This is a genomic window from Amycolatopsis sp. lyj-346, from assembly GCF_046548975.1.
Classification (GTDB): domain Bacteria; phylum Actinomycetota; class Actinomycetes; order Mycobacteriales; family Pseudonocardiaceae; genus Amycolatopsis.
The window spans coordinates 172,274-189,399 of the sequence record NZ_JAJPWT010000018.1; the positions used below are offsets into that span (position 1 = coordinate 172,274).

10 protein-coding genes are annotated in these 17,126 nt (G+C 72.6%); 4 read left to right on the forward strand and 6 right to left on the reverse strand.

Features of this window, described 5'->3' with window-relative positions; genetic code table 11:
• Nucleotide 1: 1 nt before the first annotated feature.
• From ACLJQE_RS37590 to ACLJQE_RS37600, 3 genes are read left to right on the forward strand one after another with little or no spacing between them, the layout of a single operon-like run.
• The gene (locus ACLJQE_RS37590) at nt 2–7,219 is read left to right on the forward strand and encodes an amino acid adenylation domain-containing protein (RefSeq protein WP_410644344.1); all 7,218 of its coding nucleotides are present in this window, start codon (nt 2–4) and stop codon (nt 7,217–7,219) included.
• Nucleotides 7,216–10,875 carry an amino acid adenylation domain-containing protein gene (locus ACLJQE_RS37595; protein WP_410644345.1) on the forward strand — a complete coding sequence of 1,220 codons (3,660 nt, stop codon included), beginning with the start codon at nt 7,216–7,218 and terminating at the stop codon, nt 10,873–10,875. The genes ACLJQE_RS37590 and ACLJQE_RS37595 overlap by 4 nt, the downstream gene beginning before the upstream one ends.
• A complete protein-coding gene (locus ACLJQE_RS37600; protein WP_410644346.1) occupies nt 10,872–11,051 on the forward strand; it encodes an MbtH family protein in 180 nt (59 codons plus the stop codon). The genes ACLJQE_RS37595 and ACLJQE_RS37600 overlap by 4 nt, the downstream gene beginning before the upstream one ends.
• A 143-nt stretch (nt 11,052–11,194) precedes the next feature.
• Here ACLJQE_RS37600 and ACLJQE_RS37605 read toward each other — a convergent pair whose 3' ends face one another.
• Nucleotides 11,195–12,715, reverse strand: coding sequence for a hypothetical protein (locus tag ACLJQE_RS37605; RefSeq protein ID WP_410644347.1), 1,521 nt, complete (start codon nt 12,713–12,715; stop codon nt 11,195–11,197).
• Between the two features lie 473 nt (nt 12,716–13,188).
• On the opposite strand from ACLJQE_RS37605, the gene ACLJQE_RS37610 reads away from it, so the two are divergent.
• On the forward strand, nt 13,189–13,605 hold the full coding sequence (locus ACLJQE_RS37610) for a hypothetical protein (protein WP_410644348.1): 417 nt from the start codon (nt 13,189–13,191) through the stop codon (nt 13,603–13,605).
• 95 nt (nt 13,606–13,700) lie between these two features.
• Here ACLJQE_RS37610 and ACLJQE_RS37615 read toward each other — a convergent pair whose 3' ends face one another.
• The 5 genes from ACLJQE_RS37615 to ACLJQE_RS37635 form a co-directional block, all read right to left on the reverse strand.
• Entirely contained in the window at nt 13,701–14,195 is a 495-nt protein-coding gene (locus ACLJQE_RS37615; RefSeq protein WP_410644349.1) for an NUDIX hydrolase, read from the reverse strand.
• Complete coding sequence (locus ACLJQE_RS37620) at nt 14,192–15,067, reverse strand: endonuclease/exonuclease/phosphatase family protein (RefSeq protein ID WP_410644350.1); 876 nt, start codon at nt 15,065–15,067, stop codon at nt 14,192–14,194. The genes ACLJQE_RS37615 and ACLJQE_RS37620 overlap by 4 nt, the downstream gene beginning before the upstream one ends.
• Entirely contained in the window at nt 15,058–15,645 is a 588-nt protein-coding gene (locus ACLJQE_RS37625) for a dTMP kinase (RefSeq protein ID WP_410644351.1), read from the reverse strand. Before ACLJQE_RS37625 ends, ACLJQE_RS37620 begins: the two co-directional genes overlap by 10 nt.
• Nucleotides 15,646–15,739: 94 nt before the next feature.
• The gene (locus ACLJQE_RS37630; protein ID WP_410644352.1) at nt 15,740–15,997 is read right to left on the reverse strand and encodes a hypothetical protein; all 258 of its coding nucleotides are present in this window, start codon (nt 15,995–15,997) and stop codon (nt 15,740–15,742) included.
• On the reverse strand, nt 15,994–17,061 hold the full coding sequence (locus tag ACLJQE_RS37635; protein WP_410644353.1) for a Scr1 family TA system antitoxin-like transcriptional regulator: 1,068 nt from the start codon (nt 17,059–17,061) through the stop codon (nt 15,994–15,996). The genes ACLJQE_RS37630 and ACLJQE_RS37635 overlap by 4 nt, the downstream gene beginning before the upstream one ends.
• Nucleotides 17,062–17,126: the final 65 nt, after the last annotated feature.

Below are 17,126 nucleotides of genomic sequence, written 5' to 3' on the forward strand. Positions count from 1 at the left end.
CGTGGACGTACTACCGCTTTCACCCCTCCAAGAGGGCCTGCTGTTCCACGCCGTGTCCGGCGGGCCGGGGGAGGACGTCTACACGGCGCAGCTGGTGCTCGACCTCACCGGGCCGTGGGACCTCGCCCGGCTGCGGGCCGCCGCCCAGTCCCTGGTCGACGACCATCCCGGGCTGCGCGCCGCCTACCGGGTGCGCGCCGCGGGGCGTCCGGTGCAGCTGGTGCCGGACCGGCTCACCCTGCCCTGGACCGAACTCGACCTGCGCACCGAGCCGGAGCGGCTGGCCGCCGTGCTCGCCGAAGACCGGCTGCGTCCGTTCGACCCGGCGAAACCGCCGCTGCTGCGGATGCTGCTGGTCACCCTCGGCGAGCAGCGGTACCGGCTCGTCGTCACCAACCACCACATCCTGCTCGACGGCTGGTCCAAGCAGCTGCTGGTCGCGCACCTGCGGGAACGCTACGAAGGCCGGGCCCCCGGGCGCCTGGCTTCGCCACGCGACCAGCAGGCTTGGCTGGCGAAGCAGGACCGCGAGGCCACGCTGCGGGTGTGGCAGTCGGCGTTGGCCGGCGTGACCGGGCCGACGCTGCTCGCCCCGGCCGGCCGCGGGACCGGCCGGCCGCGGGAGAGGTTCGACGAGCTGGCCGAGGACGTCACCGAGGCCCTGAAGTCCGTGGCGCAGCGGCACGGCGTCACCCTGGGCACGCTCGTGCAGGCGGCCTGGGGACTGCTGCTCGGGCGGCTCACCGGCCGCCGGGACGTCGTGTTCGGGCAGGCCGCGTCGATCCGTCCCCTGGAGCTGCCGGGCGCGGAGGAAGCCATCGGCTTCTGGCTCAACACGGTGCCGGTACGCGTGCGCTGGACCGAGACGGACACCCCGGCCGCGCTGCTGGACCGGATCCGCCTGCAGCAGGCGGAGCTGTGGGACCACCGGTACCTCGGGCTGGCCGATGTCCACCGCGCCGCCGGGGTCACCGAGCTGTTCGACACCGTGCTGGCCTTCGAGAACCACCCCGCGCACTCCGGCCGCACCGGTAGCGGCCTCGGCCTCACGGTCGCCGGCGGGCACGACGCCACCCACTACCCGTACACCCTCGCCGTGCTGCCGGGCCGCACCCTTGCCCTGAGGTTGTCGGCCCGTCCCGGTCTCCCCGCCCGGGACGTGCTGGACCGGCTGAAGGTGGTGCTCGCGGCCTTCGCACAGGACGAGCCCCTGGCCCGGATCGGCGTGCTGCTGCCGGGGGAACAGGACCGGCTGGTGACCGCGCCGGAACCGGTCGAGGCCGCAACCGTGCCCCGGCGGTTCGCCGTCCAAGCCGCGCGCGTGCCTTCGGACGTCGCCGTGGTCGCCGGGGACACCGAGCTGACCTACGCCGAGCTGGACGCGCGGTCCGCCGCACTGGCGAAGCAGCTGCGCGCCCACGGCGCCGGGCCGGAGCGGATCGTTGCGGTGCAGCTGCCCCGCTCGGCCGAACTGGTCGTCACGCTGCTGGCCGTGGCCCGGTCCGGTGCGGCCGCACTGCCGCTCGACGCGGGCGACCCGCCCGCCCGTCGTGAAGCCGTCTTCGCCGACGCGCGGCCCGTGGTGCTGATCGACCCCGACGGCGTGCACCCGCTCGCCGAAGTGCCCACAGCGTCCACAGTGTCCACAACGGACGAACCGTTGTCGCCGGATCACCCGGCGTACGTCATGTACACCTCCGGTTCCACGGGACGGCCCAAGGGCGTGGTGACCCGGCACCGGGACGTCACCGCGCTGGCCGCCGACCCGGCGTTCACCGGGCACGACCGCGTGCTGCTGCACTCCCCGCACACCTTCGACGCGTCCACCTACGAGCTGTGGGTGCCGTTGCTGACCGGCGGCCGGGTCGTCCTCGCCCCGCCGGGGCGGATCGAGCCGTCCGGGCTGGCCGAGCTGGTGGCGCACCACGGCCTCACGGCGCTCTGGCTCACCGCCGGCCTGTTCCGGCTGGTCGCCGAGCAGGATCCGGCCTGCCTGCGCGGTCTGCGCGAGGTCTGGGCGGGCGGTGACGTCGTGCCGCCGGACGCGGTGCGCAGCGTCCTGGCCGCCTGCCCCGGGTTGGTCGTCGTCAACGGCTACGGCCCCACCGAGACCACCACGTTCGCCTTGTCCGGACCGGTGCGCGATGCCGCGGACCTCGGCGGCACGGTGCCCATCGGACGACCCCTCGCCGGGATGACCGCGTACCTGCTCGACCCCGGGCTGCGGCCGGTGCCGCCGGGGGTGACCGGCGAGCTGTACCTGGCCGGGGCCGGGCTCGCCCGCGGCTACCTGGGCCGGCCCGGGCCGACCGCGGAACGGTTCGTGGCCGACCCGTTCGGGCGACCCGGCGACCGGATGTACCGCACCGGCGACCTCGCCGTGCGCCGGCCCGACGGGGCGTTCGAGTTCGCCGGGAGGGCCGACGCCCAGGTCAAGGTGCGCGGCTACCGCGTCGAACCCGGTGAGGTGGAAGCCGTGCTGCTCGCGCACGCCGGGGTCACCGCCGCCGTGGTGTCGCTGGTGGACGGGCGGCTGATCGCCCACGTCGCCGGCGATTTCACCGAGAACGCCTTGCTCGCCCACGCGCGGGAACGGCTGCCCGGGCACCTGGTGCCCGCCGCGGTCGTGGGGATCCCGGCGCTTCCGTTGAGCGCCAACGGGAAGATCGACCGCGCTGCGTTGCCCCGGCCGGAGTTCCGGGCGGAGAGCCGTCCTCCCGCGACTCCGCAGGAGGAGGTCCTGTGCGGACTGTTCGCCGAAGTGCTCGGCGTGCCGGCGGTGGGTGCCGACGACGGGTTCTTCACCCTCGGCGGGGATTCGCTGCTCGCCATGCGGCTGGTCGCGCGGGTGCGCGCGGTGTTCGACGCCGAGCTGGGCGTCCGGGACGTCTTCGCGCACCCCACCCCGGCCGGGCTGGCCGCGGTGCTGCGCCGGGAGAGCCGGACGCGGCCGCCGCTCACCGCGTCCGCGCACACCGGCGATGTGCCGCTTTCGCCCGCGCAGCAACGGTTGTGGTTCCTCGACCGGCTCGACGGGGCGGCGGCGAACTACCCCGTCCCGGTGGCCCTCCGGCTCTCCGGGCCCGTGGACGCGGCCGCGTTGGAGGAGGCCGTCCGGGACGTCACCCGGCGGCACGAGGTCCTGCGCACGATCTACCCGGACACGGCCGGCGTCGCCGTCCAGCGGGTCCTCGAGCCGCACGTCCGGCTCGCCCTCGAAGAGCCCACCGAGGACGAATTGCCCGCGCGGCTGGCGGCGGCGACCACCGAACCCTTCGACCTGGCGCGGGAACGGCCGTTGCGGGCAGTCCTGTACCGCCTGGCTGTGGACGAGCACGTGCTGCTGCTGGTCGTCCACCACATCGCGGCCGACGGCTGGTCGCTGCGCCCGTTGCTCGCGGATCTCAGGACCGCCTACACGGCCAGGCTGTCCGGCACCGCTCCGCAGCCGCCGCCGTCGGCCGTGCAGTACCGGGACTTCGCGGTGTGGCAGCGGAAACTGCTCGACCCGGACGGCCTCCTGGCCACGCAGACCGCGTTCTGGCGCCAGGCACTCGACGGCCTGCCCGAGGAGCTGACCCTGCCGGCCGACCGCGCCCGGCCCGCCGAGCCCAGCGGCCGCGGCGGGCGCGTTGCCCTGGTTCTGGAACCGCAGCTGCGCCGCGCGCTGGCCAAGCTCGCCGCCGATTCGCGCGCGACGCTGTTCATGGTGCTGCAGGCGGCGGTCGCGGCGCTGCTGACCCGGCTCGGCGCCGGAACCGACATCCCGCTCGGCACCCCGGTCGCGGGTCGCGCCGACGCCGCGCTCGACGACCTCGTCGGGTTCTTCGTCAACAGCCTCGTCCTGCGCACCGACACCGGCGGCGACCCCACGTTCCGGGAACTGCTGGGGCGGGTGCGCGAGTTCGACCTGGCCGCCTACGAGCACGCGGACGTCCCGTTCGAGCACCTCGTCGAAACGCTCAACCCGGAGCGGTCGCTGGCCCGCCACCCGCTGTTCCAGGTGGTGGTCGCGCTGCAGAACACGCCCGATCCCGACCCCGCGCTGCCCGGCCTGGCCGTGCGCCGGGAGCCGGTGGAGACCGGGCGGGCGAAGTTCGACCTGTCGGTGCTGTTCCGGGAGAACGGCGCCCGCGTGGATGCGGTGCTGGAGTACCGCAGCGACCTGTTCGACCACGAGACCGCCGAGCTGCTCGCCACCCGTCTGCGGCTGCTGCTGGAGGCGGTGGCCGCGAACCCGGACCGCCGGTTGTCCTCTGTGGACGTCACGACGGAGTCCGAGCGCCGGGTGCTCGCCGCGTCCACGGCTCGGAACCTGCCCGTGCGCACCGTCGCGGACATGGTCGAGGAGCACGCCGCCGCGCGTCCGCACGCCGCCGCCGTCGCGTTCCCCGGCGGCGAGTGGAGCTATCGCGAACTCGACACCCGCGCGAGCCGGCTCGCGATCCGGCTGGCTGCCGAAGGGGCGGGCCCGGACACCGTGGTCGCCGTCGTCTTGCCGCGGTCGGCCGACCGGCTGGTCGCGGTGGTGGCCGCGGCGAAGACCGGTGCCGCGTTCCTCCCCGTGGACCCGGCGCTGCCGCCCGCCCGCGTCGAGCGGGTGCTGGCCGACATCGCCCCGGTGTGCGTGCTGCGCGACCTGTCCTTTTCGGATGGTGAGCTGCCGTCGAGGGGCACCAGGGCCGGACAGCCCGCGTACCTGATCCACACCTCGGGGTCCACCGGGGTGCCCAAGGCCGTGGTCGTGCCGCACACCGGGGTGAACAGCCTGGCCGTGACCATGGTCGAACGCTTCGGCCTGACCGGTGACTCCCGGGTCCTGCAGTACTCCGCGCCCGGCTTCGACGCCTCGGTGATGGAGATGTTGATGGCCTTCGCCGCCGGGGCGACGCTGGTCGTGCCGCCGGAGGGCACGCTGCTGGGCGACGACCTCGCGGGGGTGCTCACCGAAAGCCGGATCAGCCACACGCTCATCCCGCCGAGCGCCCTCGCGACCGTGCCGCCGGGGGCCTTCCCGGACCTGGAGACGCTGCTCGTCGGCGCCGAAGCGTGTCCGGCCGCGCTCGTCGAGCGCTGGGCGCCCGGACGGCGGATGCTCAACGCCTACGGCCCCACCGAGTCGACGGTGTGCGCGACGATCAGCGACCCGCTGACGCCCGGGATCCCGCCGATCGGGCGACCGGTCGCCAACACGGCGGTCCGCATCCTCGACGGGGTCCTGCGGCCCGTCCCGCCCGGCGTGGTGGGCGAGCTGTACCTCGCCGGCGCCGGGCTGGCCCGCGGGTACGCGAGCCGGCCGGGGCTCACCGCGGCGCACTTCGTCGCCGACCCGGCCGGCCCGCCGGGGAGCCGGATGTACCGCACCGGCGACCTGGTCCGCCTGCGTCCCGACGGGCAGCTGGAGTACCGCGGCCGGCGCGACCACCAGGTCAAGCTGCGCGGCTTCCGGATCGAGCTGGGCGAGGTCGAAGCGGCGCTGACCCGGCAGCCCGCGGTGCGCCAGGCCGTCGTGGTCCTGCGCGAAGACGGGCCGCGCAGGCTGGTCGCCTACGTCGTGGGCGAGGCGGACCTGGACCGGCTGCGTGCCGAACTGCCGGGGTACATGGTGCCCGCCACGGTGGTGCGGCTGCCCGCGTTGCCGCTCACGCCCGGTGGCAAGGTCGACCGGGCCGCGTTGCCCGCTCCCGAGCCGGAAACCGCCGGACGGGAAGCGGTCACGCCGGCCGAAGAACTCCTGTGTTCGCTCTACGCCCAGGTGCTCGGGCTGCCGCGCGTCGGCGCCGATGACGGGTTCTTCGCCCGCGGCGGCGACAGCATCAGCGCCATCCGGCTCGTCGGCCTCGCCCGGGAGGCCGGACTGGACATCACCCCGCGGGCGGTGTTCGAGCACCAGACCGTCGCCCGGCTCGCGGCGGCGGCGCCGGGCCCGCGCACGACGGTGACCGGGGAGGCGCTCGGCGAGGTGCCGCTCACCCCGGTCATGCGCTGGCTCATCGAGCGCGGTGGCGCCTTCGAGGGGTTCAGCCAGTCGGTGGTGCTGCGCGTTCCCGCCGACGCGGACGCCGGCCGTCTGATGTCCGCTGTCGACACGGTGCTGGCGCACCACGACATGCTGCGCGCCAGGTTCGACGGCACGGTCCTGCGCGTGCCGCCGCCCGGTTCGGTCCCCGCTGCGGAGATCTTCTCCCGGCGCGAGGCCGGTGACCTGGCGGCGGCAGTGTCCGAAGAAGCGGAGAAGGCGCGGGCGGCGCTGGACCCGGCCGCCGGGATCATGCTGCGCGCGGTGTGGCTCGACCCCGGCCCGGGCCGGGCGGGCCGGCTGCTGCTGACCGCGCACCACCTGGTCGTCGACGGCGTCTCGTGGCGCATCCTCGCCGAAGACCTCGCTCGCGCCTGGGACGGCCGCCCGCTCGCGCCGGTCGGCACGGCGTTCCGGCACTGGGCCACCCGGCTCACCGAATGCGCGGGCGATCGCGGGGTCACCGGCGATCCGGCGGTGTGGCACGAGGTCGCTGCGCTCACCGAACCGCCGCTGGGTGGCAGGCCCCTGGATCCGGCGGCCGACACCGCGGGAGCGTCGGCCTCGCTCGTCGTGACGCTGCCGCCGGAGCGCACCGGGCCGCTGCTCACCACGGTTCCGGTCGTGGGCACCACGACGGTCACCGACGTGCTGCTCACCGCGCTGGTCCGCGCCCGCGGCACCGCTGAGCTGCTGGTGGACCTGGAGATCCACGGGCGCGAGGAGTTCGCGCCGGAGATCGACCTTTCGCGCACGGTCGGCTGGTTCACCGCGGTGCACCCGGTCCGCCTGCGCCATGACGGGCGGCACGTCCGCCCCGCCAACGGCTTCGGCTACGGCCTGCTGCGCCACCTCGACCCGGACACCGGTCCGGAGCTGGCGGCGCTGGCCGCCGCGCAGATCAGCGTCAACTACCTCGGCCGGTTCGCCGTGCCCGGCGAGGGGGACTGGACGTTCGCCCCGGAGTCCGCGGCCACCGGTGGCGGGCTGGATCCGCGTCTGCCCGCGGCGCACGCCCTCGACCTCACCGCCGTCGTCCGGGACACCCCGGACGGCCCGGTGCTGGACGCCACCTGGACCTGGCCGTCGGCCCTGCTCGCCGAAGCGGAGGTCGCGCAGCTGGCGCGCGCCTGGTGCCACGAACTCGGCAGGCTGGTCGACGCCGCACTGGCCGACCTGGACGATTGGGAAGAAGAGTGACCGAAATCCTGCCGCCGACCCCCCTGCAGGAGGGGATGTTCTTCCACAGCCGGTTCGACCACGACGGCGTGGACGTCTACCTCGTCCAGGTCGTGCTCGACCTGGACGGCCCCCTCGACCCGGCACGGCTGCGCGCGGCGGCCGGGGCGCTCCTGGCCCGGCACGCCAACCTGCGCTGCGGGTTCCGCCAGCGCCGCGACGGCGGAGTGGTCCAAGTGGTGGCTGACGACGTCGAGCTCCCGTGGATCGAAACGGACCTGGCGGGGGACATCGAGGCGGAGTGGGCGCGGCTGCTCGACGCCGACCGGGCCGTCCGGTTCGACCCGGCGAAACCGCCCCTGCTGCGGCTGCTGCTGGCCCGCCTCGGGCCGCAGCGGCACCGGCTGCTGCTGACCCACCACCACATCCTGCTCGATGGCTGGTCGATGCCGCTGCTGGTGCGCGAACTGCTTGCGCTGTACGAGAACACACCGCTGCCGTCGGTACGGCCGTACCGGGACTTCCTGGCCTGGCTCGGCCGCCGGGACACCGTGGCCGCCGTCGCCGCGTGGCGGGCCGCACTGTCCGATGTGGATGGACCGACCCTGCTGGCCCCGCCGGAGACCGCGCCCGGCCGGGTCCTGCCGGAGCAGGCGCGGGCCGAACTGCCGTCCGACGTCGGGCAGCGGCTGGCGGCACGGGCCCGCGAGCTCGGTGTCCCGGTGAACACCGCCGTGCAGGCCGCGTGGGCGATCGTGCTCGGCAGGCTGACCGGCCGCGACGACGTCCTCTTCGGACAGACGGTGGCCGGGCGACCCGCCGACCTGCCCGGTGCCGAGACGATGATCGGGCTGTTCATCAACACCGTGCCGGTGCGGGTGCGCACCGGGCCGGCCGAACCACTCGGCGAGCTGCTGCGCCGCCTCCGCGCGGATTGGGCCGCGCTGCTGGACCACCAGCACCTCGGGCTGGCCGAGATCCGGCGCGCGGCGGGTGGCGGCGAGCTGTTCGACACCCTGGTGGTGTTCGAAAACCAGCCGCTGGCCCCTGGCGCGGAGACACCGGGGGAGGTGCGGCTCACCGGCGTGACCGGCCGCGACGCGACGAACTACCCGGCACAGCTGGTGGTCGTGCCCGCCGAGCGGATGCGGTTCCGGCTCGCCTACCGGCCCGACCTCTTCGCCGCGGCCTGGGCCCGGCGGCTGCTCGACGGGCTGGTCCGCGTGCTCACCGCGATCGCCGATTCCCCCTCCGTGCTCGTCGGCGCGCTCGACGTGTTCGGCGTCCGCGAAGAGCCGCCCGGTGACGGCGTCCCGATGAGCTTGGTGCGGGCGTTCGAGGACCAAGTGGCCCGGACGCCTTCGGCCGTCGCGGTCGTGTCGGGCCGGTCCGAGCTGAGCTACGCCGCACTCGACGCGGCCGCCAACCGGCTGGCCCACCGGCTGATCGAGGCCGGCGCCGGTCCGGAACGGGTCGTCGGCATCGCCCTGCCCCGCACCGCGGACCTCGTCGTGGCCCTGCTCGCGGTGCTCAAGTCCGGCGCCGCGTACCTGCCGCTCGATCCCGGTTATCCGGCTGAGCGGCTCGCGTTCCTCGTCGACGACGCCGAGCCGGTGGCGATCCTGGCCACGCCGGACACGCGCGCCGCGTTGCCTCCGGACGCCTCCGTGCTCCTGCCGGACGACCGGGTGTACCCCGACGGTCCCGTCGGTCGCGACCCGCACCCGGCGGAGCCCGCGTACGTCAGCTACACCTCCGGCTCGACCGGGCGCCCGAAGGGGGTCGAGGTCACCCACGGCAGCGTCGTGACGCTGTGCCGCTGGGCCGAGACCTCGTTCGACCTGAGCCGGGTCGGGTTCTCGACGTCGCTGAACTTCGACGTGTCGGTGTTCGAGCTGTTCGCCCCGCTGCTGTCCGGTGGCTGCCTGGAGGTGGTGCCCGGGCCGCTGGAGCTGCCGGACAGCCCGGAGATCGAGCTGGTCAGCGGAGTGCCGTCGGTGCTGGCCGCCCTGCTCGCCGATCGCGGGCTGCCCGAGCGCACCCGGACCGTGGTGTTCTGCGGCGAGGCGCTGCCCGCGAGCGTGGCAGCCGACGTGCTCGCCCGCGGCGCCCGGGTGGCCAATGTGTACGGCCCGACCGAGGCCACCGTCTACGCCACCGCCTGGTTCACGGACACCCCGGCGGAAGAGCCGCCACCGATCGGGCGGTCGATCGCCGGCGGCGCGGTGCGGGTGCTCGACCGGACGCTCAAGCCGGTGCCGCCGGGCGTGCTCGGGGAGCTGTACCTGGCCGGCCCCGGGCTGGCCCGCGGCTACCGCGGCAGGCCGGGGCTGACCGCGCAGCGGTTCGTGGCCGACCCGTCGGGCCCGCCGGGCGCGCGCATGTACCGCACCGGCGACCTGGTGCGCCGCGCCGATGACGGCCTCCTGCACTTCGCCGGCCGCGCTGACGACCAGGTGAAGGTGCGGGGCTTCCGGATCGAACTCGGCGAGGTCGAAGCCGCACTGCGCGCCTGCCCGGGTGTCGGGCAGGCGGCGGTGACCGTGCACGAAGGCACCCGGCTGGTCGCCTACGTCGTCGGCCGCACCGAGGGGCTCGAGGAGCTGCTGGCCGCGCGATTGCCCGAGTACCTGGTCCCGGCGGCGATCGTGTCCGTGGAGGCGCTGCCGCTGACGGCCAACGGCAAGCTCGACCGCCGCGCGCTCCCCACGGTCGACCTCGGTCGGGCCGCGCCGGCCCGAACCGCTACCGGACCGCGCGAGCGGCTGCTGGCGGAGCTGTTCGGCGAGGTTCTCGGCACCGGTGAGGTCGGCCCGGACGACGACTTCTTCGCCCTGGGCGGGCATTCGCTGCTGGCGACCCGGCTGGCCGGGCGGATCCGGACCGTGCTGGGGGCAGACCTGTCGATCCGGCAGCTGTTCGAAGCCCCCACCCCGGCCCGCCTGCTGGCGGTACTCGACGCCGGGTCGCCCGCGGGCGACCCGTTCGCCGTGGTGCTCCCGCTGCGCGCCCACGGCAGCGGGGATCCGTTGTTCTGCCTGCCGCCGCTGACCGGGCTGACCTGGCGGTACGCCGGCCTGTTGCGCACGCTCGGCGGACGGCCCGTGTACGGGCTGCAGTGCCGCGGACTGCGCGGCGACGGCGCCCTGCCCGGATCGCTGGCCGAGCTGGTGGCCGGGTTCACCACCGAAATCCGGCGGCTGCGCCCGCACGGGCCGTACCACCTCTTCGGCTACTCGTTCGGCGCGCCGATCGCGCACGCCGTGGCGACAGCGCTGCAGGACGTGGGGGAGGAGGTGCCCCTGCTGGTGCTGGTGGACCCGCCGGCGCGGCTGCCCCGTGCGCTCGCCGTCGACGAAATGCGCGGGCTGCTCACCCAGCACTACCCCGGCATCCTCGAGCAGCTCGGCGAGACCGGCCTGGCCGCCGTCACCGAGGTCGCCGCGACGAACGCCCGGCTGGCTGCCGAGTTTTCGCCCGGTCCCTACCGCGGCGAGCTGCTCTTCTGCGGCGGCTCCGAGAGCGACCCCACGCCGTGGAAGTCCCGCGCCGACGGGGGCGTGGAGTGCCACACGCTGCCGTTCGGTCACGTCGAGATGGCCGGCCCACCCGCCCTCGCCGAGGTCGGTTCACTGCTGGCCGCCAAGTTCCGCGCGATGAAGAGGAGTACGCGTTGACCGAGAACCCGTTCGACGACGACACGATCCAGCACCAGGTGCTGGTCAACGAAGAAGGCCAACATTCGCTGTGGCCCTCCTTCGCCGAGGTCCCGGCCGGCTGGACCGTGGTGCACGGCCCCGCCGACCGCGCGGACTGCATCGCCTACGTCGACCGCACGTGGGTCGGCCGGTAACCCCCGGATCCGAGCACGGTCGCGAGACGCCGTGCCCGATGTTCGTGCAGCTGTGGTTGCCGCGCGTCACCGACGGGAGCGCCGCGGCCGGGACTCCGGGGCCGCGATCGCTCGTGCCGTTTGGTCCCGCCGCTGTGCCACGGTCACGGTTCGCGGGTGAGGGTGAAGTGTCCGACGCCCCTGGCCGCGGAGTGCACCTGCCAGCTGTCCGGTCCGGTCGCCGGCCCCGAGCCGTAGTGCAGCCGGTAAGCCGGTTTGCGCGGGGTGATCGAGCGGTCCAGCCAGTGGTAGTTCACCCGCAGCGCAAGGCGCATCAGCGGGCTCGCCGTCGCGATCCGCCGCTCGATCAGCTCCTTCGCGTGGCCGCGGTCGGAGAACTCGTCGATGATGGCGCACTCGCAGTAGTACGCGAGGGTGCCGATCTCCCCGGGACTGGCCACGCTCGCGCCGGCCAGCCGCGCGCCCAGTTCCGTGCCGACCCGCGCGTAGTCCTGCGCGCTGGCCCAGTTCCCGAAGATGACCGGCGACTTCCACGGGATGCCCTGGGCGGCGTCGACGGCCGCCGCGCTCAGGGCCAGCAGCCCGGTCAGCCCGAGCGCGAGCAGCGGGGGAACGGTGCGCAGCGCCGTCCGTTCACGTGCCTGCCCGAACCACGCACCGAAGGCCGCGACGGCGAAACTGGCCAGCGTCGTCGCCGGAGCCACGTAGTACCAATGGAACGGGCCGACGCCGATGAACGAGTAGGCGCCGAAGTAGAGGATTCCGCCGGCACCCAGCGCCGCCACCGCGCCGAGCGCGGGGAACTCCGGCCGGCGCCGAGAGAACCGCGCCGCGACCCACACGGCGAGCGCGACCACGCCGATCAGCGCCGGGATGAACGCCACCAGCACGGTCACCGGGTAAACGTTGTAGTACATCAGTGGCCCGGTCCGGTAGGTCCACGGCGCGAACAGCCCCGCCTGCGTCTGCTTGATCGCCAGCGTGTCCGGCACGAACGAGCCGAAGGCGACCCAGCTGAAGACGAACCACGGCGCGGCCGTCAGCACCGCGAAACCGGCGGCCCGCAGCAGCCGCCGCCGGATCGCGGGTGCGCTGAGCGCGATCACCACCACGAACACGATGAGGTCGAGCCGGGTGAGGACGGCGAACCCGGCGGTCACGCCGAACAGGATCGGTCGTCCTTCGAGCGCGAAGACCGTGAGGACCAGCAGGACAGCGGGGATCAAGAGGACTTCGAGGCCGATCGCGGACAGCACGAACGGGTTGAGCAGCACCAGCGCGACGCCGAGCGCCCCGGCCGCGGGCGGCAGCACCAGCTTCCGCCCGATGCGCTGCCAGGCCCAGCCGAGCGCACCGCCGCACAGGACCGTCAGGATCCCGAGCGCCACGACCGGGTGTGGGCTGCCCGCCACCCGCGTCACCAGGGTCAGCGCGGCGAGGAGCAGGACGTTCAGCGGTGACGTCGCGGAGTTCGCGGGCGAGCCGGGGATGATGCCCCATTCGCCGTGCACGGCGAGGTTCTTCGCGTAGGCGAGCGTGATGTAGCCGTCGTCGGTGAGACTGCCACGCACCACCAAGAAAAGCGCGGCGGCCAGCACCGCCCCGAAAACGGGCAGCCATCGTCCTCGTGCGTTGACCTGCTCCGCCTTCGCTTCCAGAAGCACCTGTTCACCCCGCGGAAACGCCACCGACGCCGGATCCGTCATCTGCCCGATCGACATGTCCCGGGGACCGTAATGACGATTGGTTACAGCGATACTACGTCTCCGTTATGTCTGCCTGCTCTGTGGAACATCACCCGATGGTCGCACGGCCGGAGCGGGCTCGCAGTCCGGTGGATTCGACCCATCGGCGTTCATGACGTCCCTCGTTCTCGGTGCTGGTGGTCTCGCCCGACACTTGACAGTTGCCAACGGCGTCTCTCGGCCGCCGAGGCGCTCACCGTCGAGCGGAAGCTGTACGAGTTCCTCAACGATTGCTCGCAGCCAAGGTACTGCCGAGGGCGAGTTGGCATTGGCCCGCTCGGCAGCCTTCGAGGATGTGCTGTGTGTGGTGACGTGCGCGCTGGAGGTCGGCGATCTTGGTGTCGAGCCCGACCATGCAGATCCCGGACGCTGCCACCCCCATCGTGTGCGACATGACCGATGCCCCGGACACCGATGTCGAACGGCTGGCCGAGTACCGGTGGCTGTTCGCCCACGCGGCGTTCCTCGGCCGGGAACGGACTGCGGAGGAGATCCGGTTCCGGTTCCGTGCCGAGCCCGGTATCGAGGAGTGGGTGCGGGACCTGGCCGCGCGGGAGAAGGCGTGCTGTGCGTTCTTCGCCTTCGATGTCACCACCGAGGGCGACGAGGTGCGCTACGACGCCGCGGTGACCGACAACGACCTCGCCCGCGCCATCCTGGAGGAGTACTACGCCCTGCCTGACCTACTGGTCGAGAGCGTCGACGAGCTGCGTGAGCGGTTGGTTGGGCGCGGTGTGGAGTTCGTCTCGGACGCCGCCGGCACCGTGCACCAGGTTCAGCCGGTGGCGTCTGGGCGGATCGAGGCTTGACCTTCGAGTCGTGTTGAAGGTTCAGCGTCGACGCCGTGAACACCTATCGGATTTCGGAGTTGGCGCGGCGGACCGGTGTGCCGGCGCGGTCGATCTCAGGCGGTGAGTGCCAGCGGAGCGAGTGGGAAGCGGTTGTCGAGGAGTGCCTGCAGTAGGTCGGGCAGCTCCGCGGGCAGCAGTTTGTCTGTGCACTGCGACAGGGCGGCGGTCGGCCACCAGCGGCGTTCGATGAGGCCGGCGCGTTCGTTGGCGGTGTGGCGGAGGGCGACCTGCGGCGCGTCTTGGTCGGTGCGGGCGAGATAGACGTGGTCGAGGCGGTGGTGTTCGCGGCCGCGGTAGGTGAAGCGGCTTTCGCGGGTCCAGAGCTTGCGGCCGATCTCGTCGAGGACGAGCCCGGTTTCCTCGGCGATCTCGCGGCGGGCGGTGTCCTCGAGCTTCTCGCCGGGGTCCTGGCCGCCGCCGGGCAGCTCCCACCAGTGGTGGCCGGGCTGGTCGGGGTCGCGGGCGTGGATGAGCAGAACCTCATCGGCGTTGTTGAGGAGCAGGACGCGGGCGCCGACCCGTAGGGCCGGTTCGCTGGCGACGGTCATCCGGTAGGTCCTCGTGCTCGGCAGCTCGGTGGCGGCCGGGCACGAGCACCCAGGTTCAGAAGAGCGTTGCCTCGCAGTCCGCGGCCGGGTCGGAGGCTATCAGCGGCGCGGTCGCGGTCAGCGTCAGCGCGACGGCGAGTCCGGAATGGTCTGTGAGCGCGGGGTTCCCCGAACGGGTGTCGTGGACGTAGGAGCAGCTGGTGAGGTGGGCGAGGAGGGGAAGCGGAGGCGTGGGCGTGGTCGTAGCGGTAGCCGAGTTCCGTGCGGCGGGCCCAGCTGTGTTCGACGGCGGTCGGATGCAGCGCGCGGAAGACGTCGGTGAGGCCGTGCCGGTGGGTCAGCTCGGTGTAGAAGGCGGTCTCGAACGGCGCGAACTGCACCGGATGAGGCGGCACGTGCCCGGGCTCCAGGACGTTGAGGTCACCCAAGAAGAGGACGGGGGCGTTGTCGCTGGTGGTGTCGTAGGCCTGGTGGAAGGCCTCGATCCACGCGCGTTTGCGGGTGGTCTTCGCTTCGGTGGCGTCGCGGGACGGGACGTAGGCGCCAAGGATGCGCAGGGGTCCTTCGTCGGTGTCCACCGCGATGCCAGACATTCGGGCGGGCAGATAGGACATCGCCGCGCCGATGGGGTCGATCGTGCACTCGAGCTTGGACAGCAGCATGACGCCGCGTTCCTTGTCGGGGTGCTCGGGGTAGGTGACCGACCATCCGGCGTCGCGGTAGGACTCGGCGATGAGGTGGGTGCCGGGTCCGGAGCCGGTTTCGGTGAGGACGATGACGTCCTCGACGCGGCGGGCGAGCCAGTCGCGTTGGCGGCGGGCTCGCTCCAGGGCGGGGTTGCCGACGTTGAGGGTGAGGACGGTCAGGGGCATGCCAGGCTCTCCGTGAGTGTGCGGTGGATCAGGTCGACGATGGTGCCAGCCGTGGTCCGAGGGGCGTCGGCGCAGTCGACCACCCGGACGGGCCAGCCCTGGTCGTGGAGGAATGTCGTGGCCGCCAGATAGCCGTAGGTCTCCCGGAAGCTGCTCCCGGGCGTGCGCTCGAAGCGGCTGTGCCCGCCGCGAGCGCGCAGGCGGTATTCGATGTCCGCGGGAGGAGCGCTGAGCGCACACACGAGGTCGGGGCGGTAGGCGCCGTGGTTGAGCGCCCACACGACATCGAGCGGGATGTCGTCCAGACCCTGCAGGACCAGCGACGATGCCACGTATCGGTCGCAGAGCACGACCTTGCCCTCGGCCAGTGCCGGAAGAATCTCGCTGGTCAGCTGGTCAGCTGGTGATGGCGGTCGGCTGCGCAGAGCGAGCGGGTGGCCGACGCTGCCGTCGCCGGCAAGCTCTCCGGCGACCACCTGCGGAAGATCGATCTCGCCGACGACTTCGTGCCGGCCCTCGAGATCGTCACGGGCATCTTTGCCCGAGCGGGGGAACGGCAGCGTTACGCCGACGACCATCCGCTGAACCTTCTCTGGCAGGCATTCGCCGACGTGGCACCCGCTCGCCCACGGTGACGCGGTACGTCTCATGTCAACGTTCCTCTCGGCCCACTCAGCGGCGGCTGGTGCGGTCCTTCGGTAGTGGTATTCCGCACTCCCGGCGGAAAATCGTGTCGCAAGGTACGCATTGACGAGGGATTTCGCGGCTGCGGCGTTCGCTCATGGGCTTGAAGCTCGTGGTGCCGGAGGCGCCGCACAGCATCGTGATCGTCCGGCCCGGATCGGGAATCTCGGACGAACGCATCCGGTGCCACTCGCCTTCGATCACGGGGTGTACCGCAAGCGGGTCGAAGTAGATGGCCGCGATCATGATCGCGCCCAGACCTGTGGCAATTTGTTCAGCATGTCGCAGGTCTCCGACGCGCTGAAAGCCCTTCGTTGCAGAGTTCTTGCCGTCGCGTGGTACTCCTTCCGCAACTTCTCTTCGGTCAGGTAGGAGGCGCAGTGGATGTGCTTGAGGGCGACGGCGATCGGTTTGGACAGGTCTTCGAAGACCGTGAATCCCGGCGCTGGAAGCTGGGAGCTGATCGGTGAGGGGACGAACTGGATGGTGACGAAGGGGAGCTGTGCCATAGCCCGGAGATGTTGGACTTGTTGCTCGTGCTCTCCTCCGCGAAGCGGATCCAGTACCTGGTCGCCGATAAGGAAGACGTAGCGGCGCGCACCTTCCTTCAACGCCTGCTGCCGGACGTTGTGGTGGAAGGTGGCCAGGTCCCTGTGTTCCAGTGTTGCCAAGCTGTTCTCGCACATCCGAGCCGCACTGTCGGCGGTCCGGAGCAACTCGGGGATGTAGGTCGGTGCCCACTCCACAACCTGGCTTGACTGCTCCTCGTATGCCCACATGAGATTGACGATCCGCGAGTCCGACTTGTCGACGATGTTCGCGTTAGCGGCAAGGTCGACAAGCTTGAGAATTCGCTCGCTCTCTGCCGCTGCGATCCGGTGGAAACCGAGAATCCGCGCCACAGTGGTCGCCGGTGGCACGTTATTGCCCAGTTCCCATCCCGACAGCTGGCCAGGGTGCACCCCGATCTGGCGTGCGAAAGCGCGCACACCGATATTCCGCTGCTCGCGGAGATCGCGGAGGCTGGCGCTGACCGCAACGGCCGCAGGTCGACGGATGGGTGGTTGTGCCATGATCTCGTCCTCGAAGAGTGCGTTGTGGGGGAGCGGCTGGTCGGCGACGATGCCTGCGGAGACGTCGTCCGCGTGCGAGGCAAGCCAGTTCGCCAGATCGGTCATCGTCTGAGCGAGCGCGCGTGACGCTTCGGCCGGCGCGGTGCCATCACGGAGTTGAGCGCTCACGGCGGCGATGTTCGGACTGATGTCGGCGAGCGCCGCGACCAGTGCATGAGTGTTGCTGGCCGTACTCATGGTCGGCTGCTCCTGGAGGTTCGGAAGGTGGCGCAGGCCACGAAGAACGCGGCTGAGGAGGACGT